This window comes from Staphylococcus sp. EG-SA-2, assembly GCF_017152085.1.
This window is the reverse complement of sequence record NZ_JACYHC010000153.1, coordinates 1-537: the sequence shown is the minus strand read 5'-3', so window position 1 is coordinate 537 and position 537 is coordinate 1. Positions and strand designations below refer to the sequence as shown.

Annotated in this window: 1 protein-coding gene; it reads right to left on the bottom strand. The window is 34.5% G+C overall.

What is annotated here, in order from left to right; all coding sequences use genetic code 11:
• Positions 1–537 (bottom strand): FecCD family ABC transporter permease (locus IDG60_RS01470; protein WP_206160405.1); only part of this gene is annotated, 537 nt, incomplete at both ends.

Genomic DNA, 537 nt, shown 5'->3' with positions numbered 1-537 from the left:
TTAAACGACTTAATACATCTGATAGTAGTAACAAATCTGCACCTATAATAAATGTTAATGGAATCATGACTAAATAATTCTTACTCACATAGCGTTTGACTATATGCGGTACGATTAAGCCAACAAATCCAATTGGTCCTGCCACTGACACCGACATACCTGTAAGAATAATGACTAATAGCCCAATGATAATTCTAACTTTATTTATATTTTGACCCAATCCCTTAGCAATGTCATCGCCTAGTTCCATAATCGTTAGTTGACGTCCAATAAAAATCGTTACAATTAAAGCACCAATAATCCATGGTAAAATGGTTAAAATTTCATCCCACTTCATACTGGATAATGAACCGACAAGCCAAAACATCACTTGTTCGTTTGAATTCTCATTCAAAATAATAATACCTTCAGTCATACTACTAAAAAACAAATGGATGGCCATACCAGCCAATGCTAATTTAATGGGTGTCATACCTTTCGTAGCACCTGAAAGTGTATAAACAGTTAAACCACCTATAAATGCACCTATCACACCTA